The organism is Microbulbifer sp. MCCC 1A16149 (assembly GCF_050368945.1).
Lineage (GTDB): Bacteria > Pseudomonadota > Gammaproteobacteria > Pseudomonadales > Cellvibrionaceae > Microbulbifer.
On sequence record NZ_CP185959.1, the window covers coordinates 1,811,692 to 1,834,118 of the forward strand.

The 22,427-nt window shown below is 57.7% G+C and carries 21 protein-coding genes; 6 read left to right on the forward strand and 15 right to left on the reverse strand.

Annotated elements, in window-relative coordinates:
- Window positions 1-97 precede the first annotated feature (97 nt).
- The 8 genes from ACONT6_RS07750 to murI all read right to left on the reverse strand — a co-directional run bounded on the left by ACONT6_RS07750 (window position 98) and on the right by murI (window position 12,111).
- Entirely contained in the window at window positions 98-460 is a 363-nt protein-coding gene (locus tag ACONT6_RS07750; protein ID WP_428821153.1) for a hypothetical protein, read from the reverse strand.
- Between the two features lie 740 nt (window positions 461-1,200).
- Window positions 1,201-1,620 carry a hypothetical protein gene (locus ACONT6_RS07755; protein ID WP_428821154.1) on the reverse strand — a complete coding sequence of 140 codons (420 nt, stop codon included), beginning with the start codon at window positions 1,618-1,620 and terminating at the stop codon, window positions 1,201-1,203.
- A gap of 162 nt (window positions 1,621-1,782) precedes the next feature.
- Window positions 1,783-2,277 (reverse strand): hypothetical protein, encoded by a 495-nt coding sequence (locus ACONT6_RS07760; protein WP_428821155.1) that lies wholly within the window; start codon window positions 2,275-2,277, stop codon window positions 1,783-1,785.
- Between the two features lie 365 nt (window positions 2,278-2,642).
- Window positions 2,643-3,527, reverse strand: a complete 885-nt coding sequence (locus tag ACONT6_RS07765; RefSeq protein WP_428821156.1) for a hypothetical protein — start codon at window positions 3,525-3,527, stop codon at window positions 2,643-2,645.
- Window positions 3,528-3,721: 194 nt separating this feature from the next.
- On the reverse strand, window positions 3,722-4,795 hold the full coding sequence (locus ACONT6_RS07770) for a 3-deoxy-7-phosphoheptulonate synthase (protein WP_181253263.1): 1,074 nt from the start codon (window positions 4,793-4,795) through the stop codon (window positions 3,722-3,724).
- A 280-nt stretch (window positions 4,796-5,075) separates the two neighbouring features.
- A complete protein-coding gene (locus tag ACONT6_RS07775) occupies window positions 5,076-8,516 on the reverse strand; it encodes a UvrD-helicase domain-containing protein (protein ID WP_428821157.1) in 3,441 nt (1,146 codons plus the stop codon).
- A 4-nt stretch (window positions 8,517-8,520) separates the two neighbouring features.
- Entirely contained in the window at window positions 8,521-11,223 is a 2,703-nt protein-coding gene (locus ACONT6_RS07780; RefSeq protein ID WP_428821158.1) for a PD-(D/E)XK nuclease family protein, read from the reverse strand.
- A 51-nt stretch (window positions 11,224-11,274) separates the two neighbouring features.
- The gene (gene murI / locus ACONT6_RS07785) at window positions 11,275-12,111 is read right to left on the reverse strand and encodes a glutamate racemase (protein WP_428821159.1); all 837 of its coding nucleotides are present in this window, start codon (window positions 12,109-12,111) and stop codon (window positions 11,275-11,277) included.
- Between the two features lie 83 nt (window positions 12,112-12,194).
- On the opposite strand from murI, the gene rmuC reads away from it, so the two are divergent.
- The 3 genes from rmuC to ACONT6_RS07800 are packed head-to-tail and all read left to right on the forward strand — an operon-like array spanning window position 12,195 to window position 15,010.
- Entirely contained in the window at window positions 12,195-13,601 is a 1,407-nt protein-coding gene (gene rmuC, locus ACONT6_RS07790; RefSeq protein ID WP_428821160.1) for a DNA recombination protein RmuC, read from the forward strand.
- Between the two features lie 3 nt (window positions 13,602-13,604).
- Window positions 13,605-14,549 carry an AEC family transporter gene (locus ACONT6_RS07795; RefSeq protein WP_428821161.1) on the forward strand — a complete coding sequence of 315 codons (945 nt, stop codon included), beginning with the start codon at window positions 13,605-13,607 and terminating at the stop codon, window positions 14,547-14,549.
- Entirely contained in the window at window positions 14,546-15,010 is a 465-nt protein-coding gene (locus ACONT6_RS07800) for a DUF2489 domain-containing protein (RefSeq protein ID WP_428821162.1), read from the forward strand. Before ACONT6_RS07795 ends, ACONT6_RS07800 begins: the two co-directional genes overlap by 4 nt.
- 9 nt (window positions 15,011-15,019) lie before the next feature.
- On the opposite strand, the gene trmA is transcribed toward ACONT6_RS07800, so the two are convergent.
- The gene (trmA, locus tag ACONT6_RS07805; protein ID WP_428821163.1) at window positions 15,020-16,108 is read right to left on the reverse strand and encodes a tRNA (uridine(54)-C5)-methyltransferase TrmA; all 1,089 of its coding nucleotides are present in this window, start codon (window positions 16,106-16,108) and stop codon (window positions 15,020-15,022) included.
- A 125-nt stretch (window positions 16,109-16,233) separates the two neighbouring features.
- On the opposite strand from trmA, the gene ACONT6_RS07810 reads away from it, so the two are divergent.
- A complete protein-coding gene (locus tag ACONT6_RS07810) occupies window positions 16,234-16,641 on the forward strand; it encodes a secondary thiamine-phosphate synthase enzyme YjbQ (RefSeq protein WP_428821164.1) in 408 nt (135 codons plus the stop codon).
- Window positions 16,642-16,664: 23 nt separating this feature from the next.
- Here the strand turns inward: ACONT6_RS07810 and ccoG are convergent, their stop codons facing one another.
- Window positions 16,665-18,023 (reverse strand): cytochrome c oxidase accessory protein CcoG, encoded by a 1,359-nt coding sequence (gene ccoG, locus ACONT6_RS07815; protein WP_428821165.1) that lies wholly within the window; start codon window positions 18,021-18,023, stop codon window positions 16,665-16,667.
- A 126-nt stretch (window positions 18,024-18,149) separates the two neighbouring features.
- On the opposite strand from ccoG, the gene ACONT6_RS07820 reads away from it, so the two are divergent.
- On the forward strand, window positions 18,150-19,574 hold the full coding sequence (locus ACONT6_RS07820; RefSeq protein WP_428821166.1) for a PLP-dependent aminotransferase family protein: 1,425 nt from the start codon (window positions 18,150-18,152) through the stop codon (window positions 19,572-19,574).
- Window positions 19,575-19,613: 39 nt separating this feature from the next.
- On the opposite strand, the gene ACONT6_RS07825 is transcribed toward ACONT6_RS07820, so the two are convergent.
- The 5 genes from ACONT6_RS07825 to ACONT6_RS07845 all read right to left on the reverse strand — a co-directional run bounded on the left by ACONT6_RS07825 (window position 19,614) and on the right by ACONT6_RS07845 (window position 21,751).
- The gene (locus tag ACONT6_RS07825; RefSeq protein ID WP_428821167.1) at window positions 19,614-19,949 is read right to left on the reverse strand and encodes a TusE/DsrC/DsvC family sulfur relay protein; all 336 of its coding nucleotides are present in this window, start codon (window positions 19,947-19,949) and stop codon (window positions 19,614-19,616) included.
- A 7-nt stretch (window positions 19,950-19,956) separates the two neighbouring features.
- Window positions 19,957-20,238: a sulfurtransferase complex subunit TusB gene (gene tusB, locus ACONT6_RS07830; protein WP_428821168.1), complete on the reverse strand. Its 282-nt coding sequence runs from the start codon at window positions 20,236-20,238 to the stop codon at window positions 19,957-19,959.
- A 1-nt stretch (window position 20,239) separates the two neighbouring features.
- Window positions 20,240-20,605: a sulfurtransferase complex subunit TusC gene (gene tusC, locus ACONT6_RS07835; protein ID WP_428821169.1), complete on the reverse strand. Its 366-nt coding sequence runs from the start codon at window positions 20,603-20,605 to the stop codon at window positions 20,240-20,242.
- A 3-nt stretch (window positions 20,606-20,608) separates the two neighbouring features.
- Window positions 20,609-21,001, reverse strand: a complete 393-nt coding sequence (gene tusD / locus ACONT6_RS07840) for a sulfurtransferase complex subunit TusD (protein ID WP_428821170.1) — start codon at window positions 20,999-21,001, stop codon at window positions 20,609-20,611.
- A gap of 69 nt (window positions 21,002-21,070) precedes the next feature.
- On the reverse strand, window positions 21,071-21,751 hold the full coding sequence (locus ACONT6_RS07845) for a Bax inhibitor-1/YccA family protein (protein ID WP_181253248.1): 681 nt from the start codon (window positions 21,749-21,751) through the stop codon (window positions 21,071-21,073).
- A gap of 132 nt (window positions 21,752-21,883) precedes the next feature.
- Here ACONT6_RS07845 and ACONT6_RS07850 point away from each other — a divergent pair, with 132 nt between their 5' ends.
- Window positions 21,884-22,417, forward strand: coding sequence for a fused DSP-PTPase phosphatase/NAD kinase-like protein (locus ACONT6_RS07850; RefSeq protein WP_428821171.1), 534 nt, complete (start codon window positions 21,884-21,886; stop codon window positions 22,415-22,417).
- Window positions 22,418-22,427 lie beyond the last annotated feature (10 nt).

Consider the following 22,427-nt stretch of genomic DNA (forward strand, 5'->3'; position numbering starts at 1 on the left):
GCAAAAATGGGAGCAAAGCGACCTGCACAAAAGGCGCACAAGGTAAGCTGTCCCGCGGAGGGCCGCAGGCCCGGAGCTAATTGCCCGCCTTGTTATGCTAGCGAACCTCGAAAATATAAAGCTTCTTGGGCTTACCTTCTATAGGGACCCAAACCTCTTTGACACCTTTAAAGTCCAAGACTAAATCAGCTTCTTCCAATATGCTTTGGCCTTGAACGAGCCCATCCCAGTAAACACCACCACAGGCCCAGTAAAATGGTGCTTCTTTTTCAGGGATATTTACTATTAACTCGCCACTTTCCGGCCTGGTGATACTTAATTCGTGTTCTTTGAATGCAGCCGCAGAAATGAAATTCTTTCCTTCAATACTCAATATTTCAGGAAGTTCTATTTCCCTCACCTCTTGGGACACACAACCTCCAATGGTGATCAAAATTATTGCGAGAAATATACGATTCATCTCATTCCTACTTGAGCATAACGCCCAGCGCAGGCGCAGCCCGCGCGAAGCGCCTTTTGTGTTAATGTTTGAGCGCCAGCGAGTAACACAAAAGGTGCGTAGTGTTGGCTGTCGCCCTGCCGCTGCTTGTTATGAGTTTCACACCACCACATGACACGCGTCACAACGTCCAGTGCCCCAATACACATTTTCGTTCAGATGTTCTCCACAGTTTGGGCAGGATGATGGCTCTCCATCCTCTGTATCATAGAACCACCAATAGTAAGTAGGCCAACTACTCGTAAGCTCTGAAGCAAGCTTCATCCCTGTAAGGTTTACTTGGCCAGTACGATCTAGCAACCTCTCCTTTGCATAGCTCTCGTATTCACCAGAATCTAACCAAAGCTCGTAAAGCGCACCGAACACCCTGAAACAGCTCGCGATATCATCCGCCATTCTCGCGGAGAGGTTTAAGCGTTCAGGATCTACTTCTTTCCGGCACTTGAAGCAATTTATAGGATTGTCCGTCTGCATATAGACAAGTAGTAACCTATCAATTTTCTCGCATTCACAGACGTCTATGTCCGTAAACGGCCGCAACCTTACGTACTTAGTCATATTGACTCATAACGCCGCCAGCAGGGGCAGCTTACCTTGTGCGCGTTTTGCGCGAAAATGGGAGCGTAGCGACCGCGCAAAACGTGCACAAGGTAAGCTGTCCCACGGAGGGCCGAAGGCCCGAAGTATCCTGCCTGGCTTTGTTAACCCTCGGGCTCCTGCCGATTCCGGGTTACAGGGTTGCATGGATACGTTCTCTCCAAACCTTTTCTTACTAGCTCATGGAAGTTTGCATCCTTTGATTCACCATGTAGCTTTACCTCATTTGTAGCTAGACGATCCACTAAAGCCGCATCAATTTTTTCATATGCATCTGGGCAATAAATATACATGCCTTTTCCAGAGGCGCTGTAATCAGCGAAATCAAGCGAACGAAATACAAACGCTCCACCGGCAAGTCCTTTCATGTACGCATTAACAGTACTGGGGTGTGTGATTTTCAACTGCTGAATCTCTTCGAACGTATAAGCAGTTTCCTTTAAATCGACAGGTCTACTGATATATAGAGCCGTGGCTGAGAACGCCAAAATCAGAACAAAGAAGAAAGCGATCTGTTTTTTCATTGTTTGATGACCTGATGGGTTAACGCCACCGGCAGGGGCGGCTTACCTTGTGCGCTTTTTGCGCGAAAATGGGAGCGCAGCGACCCGCGTAAAACGTGTACAGGGTAAGCCGTCCCACGGAGGGCCGAAGGCCCGGAGTATATTGCCCGGCTTTGTTAAGGATTAATTTACGATGCCTCCGGGATTCCTTGAATTTGCTACCAAACCCTGCAACTCGGAAATGGCGACATTTTGATCAACCAGGGGAATTGCACAATTCCATGTAATATTTGCAGCTGAAGCATTTCCGACCGAAATAAAATCTACCGCTTCCTTACCTACAACGATTTTTGCAAAATATACAGCACCGGGCTTCGCTTCAATTTCTAGTTCAGGGCAGGCGACGTTCCAATCCATTACATTCTTATCAGCAGAAATATTGTTTTTACCGACATCTAGCCTTATCGCTATGTAACCACCATTTTCAACCTTTCCAACTGGCATCGAGTTCAAACGAACTAATGGTGATCCGCCGGCAACCTGAAATCGTTTGGTTCTATAAAGATACAGAAGTGGAGATTTTATCTCCGCAACGGACTCAAATACCTCACCTCGCTCTACAGAAGCACATGAGACCATCATTGAAAACGTTATAATTAGTAGAAATATTTTCTTCATCGTGATTCCTTAACAGTTTAATCGTGGGCGGAGAGAATCATATCCTGTTGCCCACTATCTTTCTTTAATCCAAACACCCCTAAGACGAAAAAGCCCACAATATCATGCCTTTAGCTTAAATTAGTAAGATTGTGCCATTCGTGGATGTGTTCGTAACGCCTCATATCCTCCTTACATGGAGGATTGCTAAGTGACTGACTTATAAGGATAAAGTTTGAAAAGTTATCGAGTTGCTGAGATATGAGGCAGAGTGATCACGTTGTTGACTGGTGGTATTAAATTTATAGCTGTATGAATATCGTTCTTTTCGACGTCCACATAAGCAAAAGGCCGGCAATGCCGGCCTTTTACGGGTAGCTGTCGAATTACAGCCCCAGATTAGGCAGCACAAAAGACTTGGTATTGGTGTGCAGCCTGATCCACAACCCGGGGTTGGCATTCAGCTGCTCCAATAATTCCTCGCGGTCAGTACTTAAACGGGTGTTCAGCACATTCGCATAAGTCTGCACCTTTGCCGGGGCAGTTTCGGCATCGACCACAGACTGCACCACCTTTTTCGCCTGCAAAATGGCTGCGGGGCCCAGGGTGAGGATGTACTGGGCGGAGCGGCATTCGGCTTCATCCTGTTCATTTACCGCACTGCCGCCAGCCTTAAATTTGCTGATGTGATGCTCCAGGATGCTGCTGGAAATCGGGATGATGCCGGCAACGTGATTGCTCTGGGCGCCGGAGAAGGGCTTGATGTAGGCGAGGTGGGAGGCCTGGTTTTCTTCCGGGCCGTGGCCGATGAAGAAGATATCCAGGCCGCCGAGGGATTCCAGCTTGTCCAGATACGCGTTAAGTCCGGCTTCCAGGTCAGCGGTATCGGTTTGCATCGGGGTGAAGCTTTTGATCTTTTTGAAGAAATCAGGGCCGAGAATACGCTCAAAATCCCGCACAAAGCTGAAGCAGTTGCTCATGCCCATGGGGGCCAGTGCATCTTGTGTGAAGACGTTCAGCCTGCCCAGCAATTCATCTTTCTCCGACGTCTTGGCCAGTTCACCCAGCAGGCGGTGCAGTTCCTGGGCGCCGCGGCCGCCGAGCAGGGCGATATTGATATCGCCATCTTTAGCTGCCGCTGTTTCATAAAGCTCGTTGAGCATGGCCTTGCCCACGTCCGCTTCACTTGGCAGAACCGTGGGTGTGATGCCGTGGTCGGTCAGGTCGAAATCTTGTTCACTGCTTTGCGATAGCCAGTTGTTTTGATTCATAACTATTACCTCGTCGTTTTGCGGCTACTGATACCACACTTGAAGCTCGTTTTGGAGGTTCAATTCCAGCGTGTTATCCAGCCTTTTTGTTTCTTATCTGGGCGGTGCGCAGGTAGGGACACCTAAATCACAGATACAAAAAGGCCGGCAAAGCCGGCCTTTTTGATGGGCGTAACAGGGCAGAGCCCCAAACCTTACCCCTGGCGTGCTTTCAGCGGCCCGCGCAGTTGCTCGGCCATGTTCAGCAGCAGGTTTTCGGTGGTTTCCCAGTCGATGCACTTGTCGGTAACGGAAACTCCGTATTCCATCTGGCTGCGATCTTTGTTGATCTTCTGGTTGCCGGGTTTCAGGTTGCTTTCCACCATGATGCCGATGATGGATTTGTTGCCGTCCAGGATCTGGTGGGTAACGTTGTCAACCACCAGGGGCTGCAGCTCGTGGTTCTTGTTGGAATTGGCGTGGCTGCAGTCGACCATGATGTTGGGCACCAGGCCGGCGTCTTCCAGCTCTTTCTCACACACGGCGACGCTGACAGAGTCGTAGTTGGGCTTGTCGTTGCCGCCGCGCAGTACCACATGGCCGTACTTGTTACCGGCGGTGTGGATGATGGCTACCTGGCCTTCCTTGTTGATGCCCAGGAAGCGGTGCGGGTGGGCGGTGGACTGGAGGGCGTTGATGGCCACTTCCAGGCTGCCGTCAGTGCCGTTTTTGAAGCCCACGGCGGAGGAGAGGCCGCTGGCCATTTCCCGGTGGGTCTGGGATTCGGTGGTGCGCGCGCCGATGGCGGACCAGGAGATCAGGTCCTGCAGGTACTGGGGCGAGATCGGGTCCAATGCCTCGGTGGAGGTGGGCAGGCCCAGCTCGGAGATGTCCAGCAGCAGCTTGCGGCCGATGTGCAGACCCTCTTCGATCTTGAACGAGTCGTCCAGATGCGGGTCGTTGATCAGGCCTTTCCAGCCCACGGTGGTACGGGGCTTCTCAAAATACACGCGCATGACGATCAGCAGGGTGTCGGAGACCTTGTCTGCCAGCGCCTTCAGGCGGCTGGCATAGTCCATGGCGGCCTCGACATCGTGCACTGAACAGGGGCCGATCACGACCATCAGGCGGTGATCTTTGCGGTCCAGGATGTCGCGCACGGCGGCGCGGCCGGCGGCTACGGTGGCCTCTGCGGACTCGCTGACGGGCAGTTCCGATTTCAGCGCTTCCGGGGTAATGAGAACGTCCTGTGAAAGGACATTTAAGTCGTCGAACTGCTGCGTGGTCATGGTATTTCTATCGCTACTGTCTGAATTTGAAATCATCTTCCTTGCCGCAGGGCGTGCGCTGCGGGGCAGTTATGCTACCCAGCGCGGGCAGGTAGGGCTAGGGTTTCATTTGAAACAGTTTTAGATGTCACTGTTTTGCCTTTCACCCGCAATATCTGTCCGGGTATTTCGCTTTGCAGAAGGATGTGGTTGCGCGGAATCCTGTAGCGAGGGAGCAGGGTAGGATGGGCAGTTTTCTCTCTGCCCATCCTGTCGGGCCGGGTATTGGAGTGTTTCGGCCTTAGTTGGGGAGTTCCGCCAACTGCTGGAGCAGGGGAAAGTAGAGCGCACAGCGGATGGACTTTTCGCCTCGCTGATAAAACAGGCGGCGGTAGTTTTCCAACTGATTGCGGTACTGCTCGAGTTGCTGGGCTACGAACGCCTCGATGGACTCGGCAGCAGTGGGTTCTGCGGTTTTGTAATCGATGATCCAGCGGGTGCCGTGTTCATCGATAAAGGTCCGGTCGACGATGTTACGCCTGAGCTCACGCCCGCCACTGTGCAGCTCCAGCTCCGCAGCACTTTCGGTATGGCTGGCATCCAGTAGCCAGCGCCCGGTTTCGCATCGCAGGGTTCGCACAACGGCCTGTTCCACTTTCTCCTGGGCTTTTTCCAGGCTGCTACCATTCAGGCCGGATTGGGCAAGGCGCAGCTGCCATAGCGAGCGCAATTCCTCGATCAGCTGCTCCGGGGGCTTCGCCAGTCGCTCGGGAAACTCGGTGAGGGTAGCCAGTGTTTCGTGGGCGACGGTACCGGCGTGGCGGAACCACCGCTGGTGGACCTGGCCCAGCTCCGGCAGGTTGGCCTCTTCGCTGTCATCTCGCTGGAAGTCGCCCATACGGTAGCGGGCGAGATAGTCCTCGCGTGGATGGGGCGGGGCCTGCCAGTGTTGGGGGAGATGCAGAAGGTAGCTGTGATCCCTGTATTCATCCTGTTGTGTCGGGGCATCGGTTTCGAGCCAGTGACACCAGGCGCTGGCCGAGTTGTCCGACAGGGTCGGCCAGATGCAGGCGAGCAGTGACGCAGCGGTGGGCGATTTGTAATCCTCATTTTTCTTGTCGGAAGATTTTACGCAGGCCAGCAGGTGCAGGCTGTGAATAGGCCGGGTGCATCCCACGTAAAGCAGGCGTGTGCCCTCCAAGCGTTCGCGCTCGCTGTTGTCGTGTTTCACATAGGCATACAGCGGGTCTTTACCACTGCGCGGGCTTTTGGGGGCGAGCAGGAAGCGGGTGTGGGCTTCGCTGTTCAGCCAGCTGCACCAGCGCAGCAGCTGGTCGCTGCCGCCGGCGCCGCCGGATTTATCGAGCCCGGGAATCAGTACATGGTCGAATTCCAGTCCCTTGGATTTGTGAATGGTCATCACCTGGACCCGCGCCTCCTGCGCCGGACGGGCGAAGAGTTTTTCCAGTGCCTGTTCGAACGCGGGCCAGTCGGCGATACCGCCACCGTGGTCGTACTTCTCCAATAGCTGGAAAAAGTCTGCGGCGTTGCTCAGCTCGCGCTTGTCCGCGACGGTAGCGGGACCACCAAGGGCGAGCCAAAGGCCTTCCAGCCATACGCGCAGTGGCTTACGCCCTCGCTGTTGCCAGCTTTCGAGCAGCTGCGGTACGCAACGCTCCAGGCGTGCGCGGCCATCGTTACTCAGTGCCGCAAGCGCTTGCGGATTGCCGAGGGTGTTGAGGATCGGCGCTACTCGTGGGTCGCGGGGGCCATTTTCTCCCGCATCGAAATTGGCGAGGGTGTACAGGTCTGGCAATTCCAGTCCACACCAGGGGGCGCGCAAGACGGCCAGCCAGCTGGTCCGGTCACTGGGATCCTGCAGGGCGCGGGTGAGGCTCAGCAGGTCCAGTACCACCATCTTGCTGGCGAGCGGTGCCAGGTCCTGGGCCTGGTAGGGAATGCCGGCACGGGTCAATGCGGGCAGAATCTGTTGCAGGTGCTTCTTGTTGCGCACCAGTACCGCAATGCTGTCTTCCGGCGCCCGGGTCTGCAGGTCCCGAATAATGGCCACTGCCTTTTCGGCTTCCTGTAAACGATCTTCATCGTCCACGCAGCCGTAGAAACTTACCGGCTCGCCATCCCACACGCGGGGTTTGAAGGCGACTGAATCCAGATAGCGCACCGCGCCACGGCTGATATTGTCCCGGGGTGGAAATGCCCGGGCAAACGTGCGGTTGACCCAGTCCACCACCGCATTGCTGGAGCGGAAATTCACCTGCAGGTTGAGTGGGGTCAGCGGCAATTCACCAATGCCTTCATTGCGCGCATCAAGGAAAATACCCACGTTGGCATTGCGGAATCCGTAACAGGATTGCATGCCGTCACCCACGATAAACAGGCTGCGGCCGTCGTCAGGCTCCCAGCCGGCGGTGAGTTTCTGCAGCAGTTCCAGCTGCAGCTGGGAAGTATCCTGAAATTCGTCCACCAGGATATGGCGGATCTGTACGTCCAGTTTCAGTGCGACATCAGTCGGCGAATCACTATCGCCCAGTGCCGCCAGTGCGGCCTGGGCAACTTCGGTAAAGTCGGTACTTCCCAGTTGCTGGAACACCAGTTTCAGTTCTGCCACCAGCAGGGGCAGTACCCGGGCCATGGCACGCAGGATTTGCCACTGGCTGTCGTCCATACCGGCGGGCAGGGTGCGCACTTCGGCGATAACCTCGAGCAATTCGGGTACATCCTGCATGGCTTCCAGCAGGGCGGTCATGCGCTCTTTATACGCTTTTGCCCGCTCGGGATCGGGAGACTTTTTGTCGGCTGCGGGAAAGCCGATGGTCTTGGTGACGGATTTCCGCAGGGTGCCGGTGCCCGTTGCCAGTAGTTCCGCCAGTGCCAGCCACTGTGCCAGTCCCGTATCGTCACAGGGGGGCGGGGCGCTGATACCGGCGAGGTTGCCGACAATATGCCCCGGCTTCTCCTGCTGCATGTTACTGCCGGCGTAATCCGCCAACTGCAACAGTTCTCCGGCGAAGGTGCCAAGACAGTTTTTGAACGCTACCAGCTGTGCGTTGATCAGCTCTTTGATCACCTGGGTGAAATAGTCTTCCGCTACTTCATCGTGCACCGATAGCAGCGGCTCCAACCACTGCTCCCGTTTCTCCAGCAGGGTTTTCAGCATGTCGCTGACTTCCGGGAGATTATTGTCCAGGTGCAGTAACAGCCGGCCCAGGTCTTCGTCGAGTTCTTCCCGTTCGAGCTTTTTCAGCAGGTTGGCAATGGCCATCTCGTAGGCAATCGCCGGTTGATCCAGGGGCTCTCCCGGTGCGCCGAGACCACTATCGATCGGTAGCTGGCTGGCAATGTTGCGACACAGGCCGTCGATGGTCTGGATGCGCAGGCGCTGTGGACTTTGCAGCAGATGCCATTGCTGTTGCTGGTCGTGGGCGAGCAGGTCGCGTGCCAGTTGCCAGGTGATTTTACCGTGTGGATTTTCCGGCTCCGGGTTGTCGCGGGCATCCAGCAGTGCATCCAGCAAACGCTCGCGCATTTCGCCGGCGGCTTTGCGAGTGAAGGTGATGGCGAGTACTTCTTCCGGTTGCTGACAGGCGCTGAGCAGTTTCAGCAATCGCTGGGTAAGCAGGCCGGTCTTGCCGGAGCCTGCGGGTGCCGATACAGCGTAGCTCTCGGCAATCTCCAGGGCTTGGGCGCGTTCACTGGCATCTACGGGTATATGCGTGGTCATGGTGTTACTGCTGTCTTTCCGGCCAGCGATTCAGTGGCCACAGGGATTTCTGGTTGTCGTTGTCTGCCGGGCGGTCGAACGCGAGGGTCGCGTGGCCGGTTTTGTATTCTTCTGCGAGGCCTTCCAGTGCCCGTTGCCAGTGTTGTTTGAGTTGGTCCCACTGGATCAATTCAGGTTCTTTTTCCTTCTGGCTATCTGCCACCGACTTGATGCCGTTGATAGGGTGCGTGAGTTCCCCGCAGCCCTGATATTTACAGCTGCCGTTTTTCACTGCGCCAAAGGCGACGGCCTTGGCTTGCGGGTGGAACAGGGCGTAGAGCGGCAGCTGTGGTTCTCTCACGCGTTCCTGCAGCCAGTCGCTCACGGAGGTCTGTCCGGTTTTGTAGTCGATCACCAGTTGCTCGCCGTCGACGAGGCTGTCGAGGCGGTCCAGGCGCAATGTGAAGGTCAGGTCCTGCAGGGTGACGGTTAGGGCGGTCTCCACCTGCTCGACCGTAAATGCGGGACGGTCCTGCTCGAGGGGCAGCCACTGGTCGAAAATATCCCGCAGGCGGACCTGTTCCAGTTCCCAGAATTTGGGCGGCAGTTCCGGGTGCTTTTTCTTCAGGCGACCGATGGCGGTGTCGATGCTGGACCGGATCTGTAGCGCGAGCTGCTCCGGTGTCATCGCGGCGAGCTGTTGTGAACTTTTACAGTTAATCCAGAAGGCAGCGAGCATTTCATGGATAAGGTTGCCCCGTTCGGCGGCACTGAGGCCAAGCCCCGGCGCTGCGTATTCCTCAGCGCCCAATCGATAGCGCAACTGGGCGTTGAGCGGGCACAGCGCCTGGGCCTTGAGTACACCTGCACCGCCGCGCACCTGGGCGCAGTCTTCCGCACTCAGGTGGGGCAGGTTGGCATCGGCAATTTTTTCCAGCGCGGGCGCATTTTCCAGTGTCTGGTAATGGGCGGCGAGCGCATCCTGCTCGAAGGGCTCTGCAGTTTGCGGCGCGCCGAACAGAGCGCTGAGAGACTGCCCAACGCCGTCTTCCTCGCACGCGTAGCTGACCACGATATCGTCGCTGCCGTTAAGCAGGTCGGCGGTCAGTTGCTGGGCAAGCTCCAGTTCGCGCTCGGCGCTGGCACGGGGCATTTTCCATTCTTTCTGCCAGAGTACCGGCAGCATCGGATTGGGAGCGGGAGGCGGTGGCCACTGTTGCTGGCCGAAGCCCACCAGACGCAGGTGATCGAACGCGAGTCCCCCGGCTTCCAGTACGCCGAGGATCTGCAGTGGGCCATCACGGGTTTCTGCCTGGAAAGGCGTGCGGCTGGCGATCTGCCGAAGCAGCTGCAGCGCTTTGTTGAGTGGTTGGGCGCCGCTGAATTCGGTGAGGCCGGCGAAGTTTTCCAGCGCCTGTTCCCACAGCATCAGCTGCTGGTACTCCTGGCTGTTCGGGTTGCGGTTTCCAGGCCACTGCAGCCGTGCGAGCAATTCGGAAAAACGCTGTGCCCAGATTTCTGCGGGGGCGCGTTGCCAGCGGCGAGCCCAATCCCCGAGCTGGTTTAGCTGCGAGGGCAGCGGGCTTTCTGGGGCCAGTTCGGCGGCGAGCTTTTCGGCCCAGGTGCGCAGCACACTGCCCGGTATTTCGCGCAGTTCCTGTTTCTGCAGTCGTCGGAACAGGGTGCTGCGCAGGTGTAGCTCTTCGGGACTTTGCGCGCCCCAGATGGGTGAGAACAACAGGGTGCGCAGAGCGCTGTAATCAAACGTATCGCGCAGGGTTTCCAGCAGCTGCAGGGTGGCGGCGCCTACCGGGGTTTTTGCCAGTGGCGTACCGGCAGAAAAGTTGAACGGCAGGGTGTAGGCGGCTTGCGCTGGGTCGAGCCACTGCGGTTCGAGTACACGGGCAAAAACCTGCTCCACCAGCGGGCGGCACTGACCGAGGTTGTTCACCACGATCCCGATACTGCTGTCCGGGTTTTGCTGCAGTTTTTCCGCGGACCAGCGGGCGGCCTGCAAAAGTTCCTCTTCCAGGTTGTGGCACTGAGCAACCTTTACACTTGCGCCCGGCTTATCGGGAATCGGGAAGTTGTGCAGGGTGTCGCAGGCGCGCTGGAAAATCTGTTCAACCAGCGGTGAGTGCTGTACGAAACCGGCGAGGGAAATTTGTGGCAGTTTCGGCAGTTGGTCTTTCGCGAAGGCGCGGCTGATCAACTGATCGCGTTGATCCGGTGTAACGGCATTGCGCTGTTGCAGTTGCTGGTGGAACAGCGGCAGCACCTTGAACAGTGCGTAATCATCCGGCAACAGACCGGTTTTCTCCCAGTGCGGTGCCAGGGCCGATTCGGTTTCTTCGAGGCTATCGATACGTTGCCACTGGATCAGCTGGGCGAGGGCGGTATCGCAGTTGGCCGCCAGTTGCTGGGTGTTGATCAGTCCCTTGTCGAGGGTCTCTTCCACACACTGCTGCCACAGCAGTTGGCGCTGCTCCTTGTTGAGCACCCGGCACATAGCGGGTGGCCACTGCATCTGCTGTAGCTGGAACCAGAGCCTGTCGAGCCAGCCTTGCAGGGACTCCACGGCAGGCGGAGCCCAGTTTTTACTTGCCTGCTGACCGGTGCCGTACACCTGCTGGCAGCGATTGCGCAGGCGGTTGGTCGGGGTGAGCAGCAGGCCGCCCTCGGGCAGCTGATTGAGAATCTGCAGCAGTGGGAATGCGGGTTGCAGCATGAAAAACGCTTATTGGTTTATTGGAATTGATGTTGCCGCGAAGGCGCGGGCTTACAGTCTAACCGGGATGGCGGTAGTGCGGTATTCAGGGTTGAATTCCGAGAAGGCCCGCTGGATTGCGCTGTGGTTTTCGCTGCTGCTGGTGAGTAGCAGGCTGTTCCCCGGTGTTTCGGACAGAGGGATATTCAGCTCCTCAAGCCACCAGCGCACCCGCCGGGCGATAGCATCGCCGGAATCCAGCCAGGTCAGGGGGCGCGGTGCGGCCGCAGCGAGTTCATCCCGCAGCAGGGGGAAGTGGGTACAGGCGAGCACCGCGGTGTCTACCGTGTCGCCATCCGGTCCGGCAAAGATACGTTCGATAACCGGGGCCAGGTCGGCGGGGTCAACGGGCTCGCCGCGCAGTTTGGCCTCAGCCAGCGCTACCAGCTCCGGTGCCGGCACGTTGATGACCCGGTTGCCGTTGGCAAACTCGTCGATCAGCTCGCGGGTATAGCGGCGGTTGACGGTGCCTTCCGTCGCGATCAGCGCGATGGTGCCGGAGCAGCTGGCGGCAGCAGCGGGCTTGATAGCGGGCACAACGCCGACAACGGGCTGGTCCAGTACTTCTCGCAGGGAGGGCAGGGCCAGGGTACTGGCGGTATTGCAGCCGACCACGAGGATATCCGCCTCGCAGGCGGCCATCATATGGCTGGCGACTTCCACGATGCGCGGGCGCAGCGCGTCTTCAGACTTGTTGCCGTAGGGGTAGAAACCGTTGTCGATACCGAAGTGCAGGGTCAGGCTGGGTATCTGGCGACGGATCTCCCGCGCAATACTGATGGCACCGACGCCGGAATCGAATATCAATGCACTGGGCGCCTTGTTAGAATGGCCGCTTCCTTTAGGCATGTAAAAAACTGTCTCCCGATACGGACTGCTGACCGGCAAGAATACCTCAGCCGGTGCCCTGTAATAAGTTTAAGTGATTTTTTATGACCTGGTTTCCCCTGCAAATCTCCCTCGAACAGGCCATTCTCGCCGGTGTTGCCGTTCTGGCGCTGGTGCTGCTGGTGTTCTGGGCGGGCAGGTCCCGTCTGGTCAGTCAGCTGCAGTCGCTGCGCAGTGAGCAGCAGGTGCTGGCGGCACAGCAGGAAGCCGGCCGCGAGCGCGAGACCCAGCAGGGACTGGAAATCCAGCAGCTGCGGGACGAGCTGGCCGGCAAATCCCAGCAGCTGGCGCGCTATCAGGTGCTGGTGGAGAGAAGCGAGGCCACGCTGGCGGAACAGAAACAGCAGCTGGAACAGACGCGAGCGTCCATGACTCAGCAGTTCGAAAACCTCGCCAACCGCATCTTCGAGGAAAAGCAGCAGATGTTCGTGCGCCGCAGTGAAGACAGTCTGCGCAAAAGCCTCGACCCGCTGGAGCGCCAGCTGGGGGATTTCCGCAAGCGGGTGGAGCACGTTTACGATCGCGAGAACGCAGAACGCAACAGCCTGCTGGGCCAGATCAAGGCCCTGCGCGAGCAGACCCAGCGCATCAGTGACGAGGCCCTGAACCTGACGTCCGCACTCAAGGGGGATCGCAAGATTCAGGGCAACTGGGGCGAAGTGGTGCTGGAGCGTCTGCTCGAGGAATCCGGCCTGCAGAAAGGGCGGGAGTACGAGACCCAGGTTTCCCTCAAGGACAGTACCGCCGATGGCCGCCGTCGCCAGCCCGACGTGATCGTGCGCCTGCCCGAAAACAAAGACCTGATCATCGATTCCAAGGTCTCCCTGGTGGACTACGAGCGCTACGCGTCCGCGGAAACGGATGAGGAGCGGGCCCAGGCCCTCAAGCAGCATGTCAATTCCCTGCGCGCGCATATCACCGGTCTGAACAAGAAAGCCTACGAGCAGCTCGAGGGCGTGCGCACCCTCGATTTCGTCTTCATTTTCGTGCCCATCGAGGCGGCGTACATGCTGGCCATGCAGGCGGATCCGGAAATGTTCCGCTACGCCTATGAGCGACAGATCGTGCTGGTGAGCCCCACCAGCCTGATGGCGACCCTGCGTACGGTAGAAAATATCTGGCGCTACGAGAAACAGAACAAAAACGCGGAAAAAATCGCCGACGAGGCGGGCAAGCTGCACGACCAGTTCGCGCTGGTACTCGAGTCCCTCGATAACCTCGGCGGCCGTATCCGCCAAGCGGACGAGGCCTTCCAAGAAACCTACAAACGCCTTGCTACGGGCCGTGGCAATGCGGTTAAACGGATCGACAGCCTGCGCAAGCTCGGTGCCAAGACCCGCAAGCAGATCGCTGCCGACCTGCGGGAAAAAGCGGAGGACAGCCACAAGCTGCCAGCCCCGGAGCAGGAACCGGCGGAAGCGTCCGCAGTTGCCGAAACGGAAGCGGAATAACCCTTGGATACCATCGCCGCTACATTCTCCTTTGCGCTGTCGGTCACCGCGCCGATTTTCCTGACGCTGCTGGTGGGTTACGGGCTGGCGCGGGTCAACCTGCTGAGTGAATCCTTTGTCGACGACGCGTCCAGGCTGGTGTTTCTGGTGACGCTGCCGGCGCTGTTGTTTTTCAATATCTTCGGATCCGATGCCCGCCTGGGGGATGAGTGGCCGTTGTTGCTGGCGGGGTTGATCGGTACCGTATTGACGGTGCCACTGGCCTGGCTGGCGGCACGACCGCTGGAGCACGGCGACCGCAGTGCGTTTATTCAGGGCGCCTTTCGCGGCAATCTCGGCATTATCGGCCTGGCCTGGGCGGCAAATGCTTACGGACCATCCGGGCTGGCGCAGGCAGCGCTGTTGATGGCAGTAATCACCATTTTCTACAACATTGCCGCGGTGGCATTGTTTGCCGTGTACAGCCAGAAAGCGAAGTTCAGCTGGAAAAAACTGGGCAAGGATATTCTGCGCAACCCGCTGATTGTGGCCATTGTGTTGGCGTTGGTAGCCAAAGCAGTGGGTCTCAGGTTGCCGGAAATGATCGTACAGACAGGCGACTACCTGGCTTCGGTAACGCTGCCGCTGGCGCTGTTGTGCATCGGCGCGAGCCTTGACCTGAGTATGCTGCGGCGCAGTTCCTTCGGCGCATTTGCGGCCAGTGCGTTCAAGCTGTTGATCGTGCCGGTGGTGCTGGTCGGGGTAGGGCTGTTGTTCCAGCTCAATGGTCAGGCGCTGGCGATTCTGCTGCTGCTCGCGGCCGCGCCAACGGCCTCGGCGTCATTTATCATGGCGCGCGCGCTCGGCGGTAACAGCCAGCTGGCGGCCAATATTATTGCGATCAGTACATTGTTTTCTATTGTTACCGCGAGCCTCGGGCTGGCGTTGTTGAAGGTGTATCTCCCATGACTGAAGTACCCGTATGGATACTGGTAATTGCCGGTTTGATTATCTTTGTGCTTTCCGCAGTGGCGACCTACTACTGCCTGGAACTCCGCAAGGCGCGCAAGCGTCAGGCGCAGCAGCTCGAGGAGCTGGAGGTAGCCGCGGAAGAACAGCGTGGCCGGGTGAATACCAGTATCCAGATTATCGCCAAGACGCTGCTGGATGAGGGGGTAGGGTTGACCGAAGCCTCTCTGCGAATCCGTGTATTGCTCGACTCCCTGCAAGTTGAGTCGTCGGTGAAGGAAGAGTTCGTGGCGTTTTACCAGGTGGCGGACAAGACCAGCCATATTCCGATCCTGGAAGACTGGAAAAAACTGTCGCGCAAGGAAAAGTTTGCGTTCGAAAAAGAAATGGCCCGGGTCGAGTCTGAGTACCGGGATTTTGCCCTGGACGCGGCCAAGCGGATTCTCGGCCGCAAATTCTGAGCGAGGGATTTACCGTCTGACCAGCAGCACCGCGGACTCGGTGTGGTCTGTGTAGGGGAACTGATCGAAAATCGCGAAGCGCTCCACCTTGTGGGTTTTGGTCAGTTCCTCTAGGTTTTCCAGCTGGGTCTGCGGGTTGCAGGAAATGTACAGGATACGCGGGAAACGCGCGATCATCGCACAGGTGTCCGCATCCAGTCCGGCTCGGGGTGGGTCGACCAGTACGGTCGAGAAATCGTAGCTGTCCAGATCGAGGTCTTTCAGGCGGCGGAAAGGGCGCACCTTATCAATGGCCTGGGTGAACTCCTCACTCGACAGGCGCACGATATCCAGATTGTCCACGCCATTTGCCGCAATGTTTTCCTGTGCGGCGTTCACCGACACCTTGGAAATTTCTGTGGCCAGCACTTTACGGAACTTTTCTGCCAGCGGAATGGTGAAATTACCGTTGCCGCAATAGAGTTCGAGCAAGTCTCCTTCAGCATCTTCGCAGCAGCTTCTTGCCCAATGGATCATGGAGCCGCAGATGTCGCCGTTGGGCTGGGTGAAGCTGCCTTCCACCTGCTTGTACTGGTAGCTGCGCCCGTCGATTTCGAGTTTTTCGATCACGTAATCCCGCTCCAGCACCAGCTTTTGCTTGCGTGAGCGCCCGAGAATCGGCACACCCAGGTGATCCTGAAGGGCCCGCGCTTCCTGTTCCCAGGCCTCGTCCAGCGGCTTGTGGTAGATCAGGGTGATCAGCGCGTCCCCGCTCAGGGTGGTGAGAAATTCGGTACAGAAAAGACGCTTGCGCAGTATTTCACTATCGTTGACCGCCTCCAGCAGTGGCGGCATCAGCGCATTGATACGGCGGGAGCCGACGGTAAACTCCTGGATCACAAACGGCTTTTTGTACTCGCCCTGCTTGTACATGGCGTAATCCACGCGGCCGCCTTCCTGCCACATTTTGAATTCCGCGCGCAGGCGGTAGTGGCTGGGTGGGGAGGGGAATACTTCCGGCGCCAGGCTGGTAAACGGCGAGAAGGCCCCGCGCAGGCGGTCCACCTTCTGGTCCAGTTGCTGCTGGTAGTCGTCAGTATTTACGCGGTGAAGAGCCATGTGCTGAGCCGTATCTGTTGCAGGGGTATGTGACTGAATTTCGGTGTACGATCGTCGGGGCGCGAATTATAGCGGATGCGGCCTCCAGATAAACGGTTGTGATTTGATGTGAGAGGAAGAGCGAAATGGCACTGGGAAAGCTGGAAATAGTAGTGAACGGGCAGGGATTGCACGAATTTACGGATGAGGTGAACCACTGGCTGGCTGGTCAGAATCTCTTCGGCAGCGGGCTCTGCACCCTGTTTATCCAGCACACCTCTGCCAGTCTGCTGATTCAGGAAAATGCCGACCCCAGCGCGCGTGTCGATCTGGAGAACTGGCTGAACCGGCTGGTCCCGGAGAATGACCCCCTGTACACCCACACCCTCGAGGGTCCCGACGATATGCCCGCGCACATTAAAGCCTCCCTGACCGCCTGTAGCCTGGGTATTCCGATGGAAAATGGCCGCCTGCTGCTGGGAACCTGGCAGGGGATCTATTTGTGGGAGCACCGCCACCACCGGGGGAAGCGGCGGGTGATCGTACAGGCCTAAAGTAACCGAAGTTTTCGCTCCGGCTAGAAAGACCGGGCGAGAAAAGTGGTTGTTTTCGCCGTGGACACGTCGCCACTGACGAAATTGAAGGTAAATTCCCGCTTGGCGGGCCCCGGATCTCGGAGGCAAACGCGGTACGGCAGCCAGCTGGCATTGTTTTCCAATAGGTCAATTTTACGTGCACCGAACAGTTCAGACTGGCCGGCCCCGGAAATTGAGACCTCCACAAAGCGCTGCGCTTCGCTGTAGCCTTCAACTTTGACCCGGTAATGGTTGCACACAGTGTGTCGATCCAGCCGTGTAAACAGCGCGTCGCGATCGCGCCGGATCTCCACCAGCAGGCGGGTTGTGTCGGTGAACCCGTAGAGGACGCTGGCCATCGCACAGAGCGTCACCGCGCCGTACCCCGCGAGCCGGGGACGTATCAGCTGGCTTCTTTTTCCCGTCAGCTGCGCTTCCGAAGCGAAACGGATCAGCCCTTTGGGGCGATCCAGTTTCTGCATGACCTTGTCGCACGCATCAATACAGGCACCGCAATCGATGCACGCAGCCTGCAAGCCTTCCCGAATATCTATGCCCGCCGGGCATACCTGAACACAGAGCCCGCAATCCACACAATCACCGCGTTGTGTATCAGCTTTGCGTAGATTTGCGCGGGGTTCTCCGCGGTGGACATCGTAGGTGACCGTTCGGGTATCGCGGTCAAACATGACGCTCTGGAAGCGTGCGTACGGGCACGCGTGCAGGCAGATCTTTTCGCGTACCAGCCCGGCATTGGCATACGTCAGGCCAGCCATCGTGAGTATCCAGCCAGCGGTCGCCGGCGAGAGCTGGAACTGCATGCTGTCTGCAAAGATTTCGCGGACTGGAATGAAATATCCCGTGAAGGTAACAGCAGTCGCGAGGGCGAGCAGTATCCACAAGGCGTGCTTGACGATCCGTCGCGCCAAGCGATAACGGGTAAAAGGCGTGCCGGCTTCGCGGGCCCTCCTGTTCGCCTTGCCCTCCGTCAAATCTTCAATACGGATGAATATCCAGGTCCAGATAGTTTGTGGGCAGGCAAATCCACACCAGACCCGGCCCCAGGCGACGGCAATAAAAAACAGCAAACTTGCACTGGCAATCAGTAAACCGGCAAGCAGCGGCAGATCTCGCCAGGAAAAGGCGCTGCCAAACAGGACAATGCGGCGCTGCTCCAATGAAAACAGTAACCACGGCTCACCGTCGAACTGCACCCAAACCAATCCGAAAAATAGGGCGAGTAATGGCCAGCTGGTGAATCGGCGCAAATTCTGGAAGCGGCCCTCGGTAAGCCGGACGTGGAATTTTCCATCCGGGTTAGGCAAAGGGGTGTAGTCCTGTACTGCAGGAATTTTTTCCATAGTGACTGATCCGCTAGAAGTCTGACGGGCGGCAGAGTACTTGGAAGTGGTTGGTAGGGTCAGGGGTAAAAAAAATAAATATAATAGGTACAGATTTGGATTTGAGCTTGCTGAGGGAGCATCAATTTGTCGGACGCTTATCGTTATCAAGAGCTGGAATCCTGGCTGGAACGATGCATCACGGAGCTGCGCTGGCGTGAGGGCGAGCGTCTGCCTTCAATTCGAACGCTTTGCCGTGAGCGGGGCCTGTCCAAGGCAACGGTGCAACATGCGCTACAGCGCCTTGAAGTGCGCGGATTGGTGGAGGCTCGCCCCAAGGCTGGCTACTTCGTCTCTGTCCGTTCGTCCGACTTTGGGCAACCCCTGAGCCGGGCGCGCATCGAGGCCCCGCGACCGGTCTCTGTCAGTGACCTGCTGCTGGACATCATGGGAAGGAGCGCGGCCTTTGACCTGCTGCCAGAACTGCGCTGCGGTGACCTTCCACCGGGCATTGTTGCTTTGAACCGCGCAATCGGGCGGGCGTTAAGGCGCCCGGCACAGGGCAGCTTTCAATATTACGATGAACCTGCAGGTGACCAGGGGCTGCGAGCGCAACTGGCATTGCACTTGTGCCGGCGCGGCTGGCGGGTGGAGCCCGAACAGTTGTGTATCACCTCCGGTTGCCAGAATGCGTTATTTCTTGCATTGATGGCGAGTTGCAAGCGCGGTGACGTCGTTGCCGTCGAATCTCCCGGTTTCTACGGCGTGATGCAACTGATCGAGCACCTGGAGTTACAGGTAATCGAGGTCCCCACCGGGAATAATAATTCGGGGATGGATATTGACGCGCTCGAGGAGGTACTCAAACGCTGGAAGGTGCGTGCCTGTATTGTTTCCCCTGCCTTTGCGACACCCGGCGGTGCCTTGATGCCGGAATCTGCCAAGCGGCGCCTGCTGGGGCTTGCGGATCAATACGATCTGGCCGTCATTGAAGACGATATTTATGCGGATACGGCATTCGGCCCGGTTCCCGACCCGCTCAAGGCGCTGGATGATGAAGGCAGGGTGATTCTCTGCAGCTCATTCTCCAAGAGCCTTTCGCGGGATTTGAGGCTGGGGTGGATTTCCGGGGGGCGTTGGCACGAGCGAATTCTTCAGCTCAAACTGGTGACTCAGTTGGCCAGCAGTCGCTCTTTGCAGCAGGGCGTTGCCGAATTTATGGCCGATGGCGGTTACGCAACGCATTTGCGCCGTCAGCGTAACGGCTTACGAGAACAACGGGACCAACTTGTCGCCATGCTGGGTCGCTGGCCTGGCCAGGTCCGTGTCGGTGTGCCTCAGGGCGGGCTGGCCGTCTGGGCGGAAATGCCTTCTACCGTGGATACGCTCGAGGTATATCCGAAAGCCTTGGAGCAGGGCGTTGTAATCACGCCCGGGCCTCTGTTTTCGGCGTCGGGCCAGTTCAGAAATTGCCTGCGCATCAGCTTTGCACATATCTGGAATGATGCGCGCAGAGATGCGCTGGATTTATTGCCCGGCCTACTTGGACTGCAAAGCGGCAATAGCCGATAGCCAGTAATCCGCGACCAGTGCGTAGGCCGAACCCTATCCTCAGAGACAGTTGGTTGGCTTCGGCAGCCCAGCAATCTTGCTGCCGATCTTGGCGGGGCTAGGGGGAAACAATTGCATCAGGAATATACTGCGGCCTTTGTCTGGCCCCAAATGCTGACCAATGTATTTGACCAGCGGACGCATGGCCGGCGACAGTTCAAACTCTTTGTAGAATTGTTGCAGTAAGTGGATGACATCCCAGTGGTCATCGGTGAGCTCGATACCTTCCTGGACCGCGAGGGCTCTGGCGACCTCGGGGCTCCAGTCTTCCAGGTTGCGAAGGAATCCCTCTTTGTCCAATGGGATTTCACGGCCTTCAATTACAAAACTGTTCATTGTCGTGTCACCGGAACCAGCTGACGATCGGGTTGTGTTCAGTGCAAAGGGTAACCCAGCGTGTCTCGTCGATGGCTTCTATTGCCGAGTCAACCGGTATTCCGCGTGCGACCGCATCTGGCTGTAAGCAGTACACCGATTTGCCCTTCAGCTGTGTGAGCGTCGGACCATTGGCGGCGTAGACGGCGTCTTCAATGAGCAGCAGTGCATCACCTTCAGTGAAGGCTGCGAGACAGTCATTGAGGGCACTCCCGGAAAAGGGGGACTGGCTAACGATATGCAGAGTCATTTCAAAAGCTCAAAACCTGATCGAAGCTGGCGATATAGGGGCCTGGATTGTCCAGCAACGCGAGCTCGGCACCGGGTATATCAATGTTATCGAGTGAGATGCCGCGCGCTTCCAGGCTCCGGCGGCACACGTGTAGCGTTTCCACTCCGAACATCGGCAATGCCTGCAGGTTCCTGCGCAGGCTTTTTTCGCCAATGGCTTTCGGGTTCTGCTCCAGCAGCTGCAAGACGCCGTCGTTAATGAACAGCACTTCGGGGACCTGGTCCATAGCGGCACAGGCGAGGATGGCTTCCAGCCCTTCACGGGCGGTCGCGTTGCCATAAGGCGCGTGACGGCACAGTGCCAGTAGCGTTTTACCTTGTGCCATGGGTCAGCCTCCAAACGTCACGATACGGTCGCTGACCGCGGCAGCTTCGGCGAGCTGGCCAAGACCAGCCAGCTCAAAACCATCGGCCAGGTTACCAGAGGGTTTTTCCAGGCGGGATGCTTCACTGGCGCTCAGCACGCCGCGACGCTGGGCGGCGGCGATGCAGATCGTCAAGTCCAGGTCGTGCGCGATTTTTAAATCCTGCCACTGGGACAGCAGGTCCTGCTCATCCTGTGGTGGCGCCACCAACGCACTGCCGTTATGTACGCCATCGCCGTAAAAGAATACCCGGTAGATACCGTGTCCAGAGGCAAGCGCAGCGCGTGCGAAGCGCAGTGCGGTGTTAGCACCTCCGGAAGCATGGGGTGCGCCGTAGACGACGAGAGTGAATTGCATGTTTGGGCGTTACCGATAAAAAAATGCCCCGCGGAGCGGGGCACTGTGTGAACTTGCTCAGCGGGCTGATCAGTCGTCGGAAGCGAAACCGAAGATGTGCAGCAGGCTGGTGAACAGGTTCAGGATGTTCAGGTACAGGGAGGTGGTGGCCATGATGTAGTTGGTCTCACCGCCATTTACGATGCGGCTGGTGTCATACAGGATGAAACCGGAGAACAGCAGCGCAATCACGCCGCTCAGGGCAACGCTGGCCAGCGGCAGGTGAACGCCGAAGAAGCTGGCTATCATCAGGCCGAGGGCGCATACCAGTACCGCGATCAGGCCCACGAACAGGAAACCGCCCATGAAGCTGAAGTCTTTGCGGGTAGTCAGCACATAGGCAGACAGTGCGAAGAAGATCAGCGCAGTGGTACCCAGTGCCTGCATGACGATCTGGCCACCGCCGGCCAGGCCAACATAGTGGTTGAGCATCGGGCCGAGAGAGGCGCCCAGCAGGCCGGTGAATGCGAATACAACGCCCACGCCGGATGCAGAGTTGGCGGTACGTGGCAGAACAAACCAGACCAGGACAATGGCTGCGATGGAGCAGATCAGGCTCATGCCGCGGCCCATGCCGATAGCCATGGATACACCAGCAGTGACTGCGCTGAATAGAACAGTCATTGCCAGCAGAGCGTAAGTGTTGCGCAATACTTTGGCGGACTCCGAGCGGTCCAGCGCTCCAGAGTGTGTATAGACTTCGGGCTGCATTAGCGTCTCCTGCTAGTGAATATAAAATCTCTCGGGATCATATAGCCAGCGCATTAGACCTTCAAGTAGGCACTGGGTTCGACGATCCTCAAATAGTTGGGGCAAAATAGCGCACAAACAGGAGTACTGAAAATGAAATTGCTTGAAACGCTGTTCGCACTGTCTTTGGTGGCTGTCGCAGCCACTGTTCCAATGACAATGGCGGAGACGGACGCCGCACAGGTGCCCTTTGGTGACAATATGGGGGCGGAAGTCATGAATTACAATCGCATGCGCCCGTATTTGGCCACTGGAGGCAGTATAGATCTTGCGCAGGTGGAATCCCTGAAGCGCAAGGGCTTTCGCACCATTATCGACTTGCGCACCCCGGAAGAGGGGACCGAGGAGGAGCGTGTGGCGGTAGAGGGCGCGGGAATGACCTACGTGAACCTGCCCATCGATAAAGGGGTGCCCAGTGACGCCCAGATTGCCCGCCTGGGAGAAATTCTCGCAGATGGGGACGCCGCACCCCTGCTTCTCCATTGTGGTAGTGGCAACCGGGCCGGGGCGGTCTGGGCCATTTACCGGGCACGCAATGGCATACCGCTGGAGATTGCGATCGAGGAAGGGCGTACCGCCGGCATGCGCGCATCCCGCGAGGAGCAAGTCCGCTCCCTGTTCCAGTAGGAGTGCGGCC

Bases quoted from the DNA above. Each gene is read 5' to 3' on its own strand.
- ACONT6_RS07810 (WP_428821164.1), top strand. From the start codon at position 16,234: ATGGCACTGGGAAAGCTGGAAATAGTAGTGAACGGGCAGGGATTGCAC.
- ACONT6_RS07850 (WP_428821171.1), top strand. From the start codon at position 21,884: ATGAAATTGCTTGAAACGCTGTTCGCACTGTCTTTGGTGGCTGTCGCA.
- ACONT6_RS07845 (WP_181253248.1), bottom strand. From the start codon at position 21,751: ATGCAGCCCGAAGTCTATACACACTCTGGAGCGCTGGACCGCTCGGAG.
- ACONT6_RS07800 (WP_428821162.1), top strand. From the start codon at position 14,546: ATGACTGAAGTACCCGTATGGATACTGGTAATTGCCGGTTTGATTATC.
- tusD (WP_428821170.1), bottom strand. From the start codon at position 21,001: ATGCAATTCACTCTCGTCGTCTACGGCGCACCCCATGCTTCCGGAGGT.
- ACONT6_RS07755 (WP_428821154.1), bottom strand. From the start codon at position 1,620: ATGAAAAAACAGATCGCTTTCTTCTTTGTTCTGATTTTGGCGTTCTCA.
- murI (WP_428821159.1), bottom strand. From the start codon at position 12,111: ATGCCTAAAGGAAGCGGCCATTCTAACAAGGCGCCCAGTGCATTGATA.
- ACONT6_RS07825 (WP_428821167.1), bottom strand. From the start codon at position 19,949: ATGAACAGTTTTGTAATTGAAGGCCGTGAAATCCCATTGGACAAAGAG.
- ACONT6_RS07770 (WP_181253263.1), bottom strand. From the start codon at position 4,795: ATGACCACGCAGCAGTTCGACGACTTAAATGTCCTTTCACAGGACGTT.
- ACONT6_RS07750 (WP_428821153.1), bottom strand. From the start codon at position 460: ATGAATCGTATATTTCTCGCAATAATTTTGATCACCATTGGAGGTTGT.
- tusC (WP_428821169.1), bottom strand. From the start codon at position 20,605: ATGGCACAAGGTAAAACGCTACTGGCACTGTGCCGTCACGCGCCTTAT.
- ACONT6_RS07775 (WP_428821157.1), bottom strand. From the start codon at position 8,516: ATGACCACGCATATACCCGTAGATGCCAGTGAACGCGCCCAAGCCCTG.
- ACONT6_RS07765 (WP_428821156.1), bottom strand. From the start codon at position 3,527: ATGAATCAAAACAACTGGCTATCGCAAAGCAGTGAACAAGATTTCGAC.
- ACONT6_RS07760 (WP_428821155.1), bottom strand. From the start codon at position 2,277: ATGAAGAAAATATTTCTACTAATTATAACGTTTTCAATGATGGTCTCA.
- tusB (WP_428821168.1), bottom strand. From the start codon at position 20,238: ATGACTCTGCATATCGTTAGCCAGTCCCCCTTTTCCGGGAGTGCCCTC.
- rmuC (WP_428821160.1), top strand. From the start codon at position 12,195: ATGACCTGGTTTCCCCTGCAAATCTCCCTCGAACAGGCCATTCTCGCC.
- ccoG (WP_428821165.1), bottom strand. From the start codon at position 18,023: ATGGAAAAAATTCCTGCAGTACAGGACTACACCCCTTTGCCTAACCCG.
- trmA (WP_428821163.1), bottom strand. From the start codon at position 16,108: ATGGCTCTTCACCGCGTAAATACTGACGACTACCAGCAGCAACTGGAC.
- ACONT6_RS07780 (WP_428821158.1), bottom strand. From the start codon at position 11,223: ATGCTGCAACCCGCATTCCCACTGCTGCAGATTCTCAATCAGCTGCCC.